This window comes from Kitasatospora sp. NPDC056181 (assembly GCF_042266225.1).
GTDB lineage: Bacteria > Actinomycetota > Actinomycetes > Streptomycetales > Streptomycetaceae > Kitasatospora.
In genome coordinates this window covers 1-1,850 of record NZ_JBHJUK010000324.1, presented here as the reverse complement: position 1 = coordinate 1,850, position 1,850 = coordinate 1, and the positions used below count along the sequence as shown (strand labels likewise).

The 1,850-nt window shown below is 76.6% G+C and carries 2 protein-coding genes; both read left to right on the top strand.

The features are described 5' to 3' along the window. Positions 1–1,125: hypothetical protein (locus tag ACFC1F_RS43265; RefSeq protein WP_376167305.1), on the top strand; the 1,125-nt coding region annotated here is incomplete at its 5' end. Then, positions 1,122–1,850, top strand: a 729-nt coding sequence (locus ACFC1F_RS43260) for a bpX6 domain-containing protein (RefSeq protein WP_376167302.1), incomplete at its 3' end; no start/stop codon positions are given. The genes ACFC1F_RS43265 and ACFC1F_RS43260, both read left to right, overlap by 4 nt.

Genomic DNA, 1,850 nt, shown 5'->3' with positions numbered 1-1,850 from the left:
TGGGTGCTCACCTCGCCCCGGCTGGGTGGACAACTCCCGCGCCGGGCGCGGGTGCTGACGAGCGAGGCGGCCCGCTGGTCCGCCGAGGGCGCCACCGGCGTCACCGTGCGGATCGACGGCTCCACGACCGAACTTCCGCTCCCCGCAGCGGAGATCGCCGTGCGGGCACTGCGCGGCAGCGAGTTCCGGCGGGCCGCCGCGCCCGCCGTCGTCAACGTTCCGGCGGAGGCCGCCGGGGCCGCCGGGGGAGCGCTGCCCGCGTTCACCACCGGCACCCGCACCCTGCTCGCCCGGGGCCGTCGCCCTTCCGTCCTGCTCGCCGTCAACCTGCCCAACGGCGGGAACGGACCCGCCACCGAGGTGCGGGCGAAGCGCCACAAGTTGAACGGCCCGGTGCTCGCCGCCGGACGCATCGGCCGGCGGCTGATCGCTTTGTACGCACGCGGGGACCAGCTCGTCCCCTACGTCAGCGGCCGCCCGCTCTCCCCGGCAGGTGGCGAGCAGGCCGGGTTCACCGCCGAACTGGCCGCCTTCGGCCTCGACCGTGCCGGGCTGGCCGGGCAGTTCACCCGGCCCGTCCTGCCGCTGGTCCGCGGCGGGGACGACCTGCTGCTGCCGCTGGCCGGCCGCTGGTGGCGGATCGCGCCCGACGGCACCGTCACCGACGACGGCGAGGTCGGCCGGGGCGCCGAGGGGCCGCAGCACTTCAACCGCTTCCGTGAGCCTCGGCTGTACGACCGGAGCCTGCCGGCCGGCGCGGCCCGCGCCCGCCACCTCCTGCACAGCGGCGCCACCGTCGCGTGGTCGGAGGACGGCAGGGACTGGGAGGTCAGGAACTGGCAGGGCCAGGCGCACCGGATCTCCTTCCGGGAGAACGCCGACGTGATCGGCCTCGTCCACCACGAGGCGGTGCCCGCGCTGATCACCTGCACCCGCAGCGGCCTCCTGGTGCGCCACGTCCGCGCCGACGGCGTCCGCACCCTGACCCGCTTCTCCGGCGGCACCGCCCCGCCCGCCGTCCACCCGACGCTGCCGCTGATCGCCGCCGAGACCCGGCCGGGCCGGATCGTAGTGGGCGACGCCTACACCGGACGGATCCACCACCTGATCGGGAGCGACGATTGAGCGCCACCCCCGCCGCGGCGTTCGGTGCCACCGTCACCGCCGCCGGCTACCTCCTCGACGTGCCGGTGATCGGCGCGGCCGAGGCGGCCGCACGCGTCCTGGCGCACTGGCAGGAAGGCGCCGAGCTGCGTGAACTCCCGGACGGGCGCTGGCTGCTCGTGCTGGTGACGGCCGTGGACGGCCGGGCCGCCCAGGCTCCCGGACAGCCGCTGACGCGCACGCCCGGCGGCGCACTCGTCGCTGCCGGCACCGGCGATTCCGAGGCCCGGACCGGGCAACTGTCTTTCACAGCTGCAGGTCTGAAGGTCACTCACACCGTCACCGAGCTGGCGGAGTTGGACCCGTCGGCCTGGCTCGACCCGGTCGGCCTCACCCCGCACCGCCCACGACCGGTCGGCGCCGTCGAACCCGCCGTCGAACCCGTCCTGGAGGCCCTGCCGTCGCGGCCGCAGCCCGACCTGCGGCGGGCCGCCGGAATCGGCCCCCGGAGCGAACGGGCCCACCGGCTCACCAAGGACGCTCCGGCCGGCCCCCGCCGGTCGTTCTCCCCGCCGCGGCTGGACGGCCTGGCGGCGCTGGCCGGGCCGGCCGCGTACTGGACCGCCCTGGTCGTGATGTTGGGCGCCGGGCTCCTCGCCGCGGCCAGCTTCGCGGGACTCATCGCCGAGCGCGGCTTCCGTCCCGGCGGGTTCCTCGTGGCGCTCGCGGTCGGGCTGGTCCTGGCC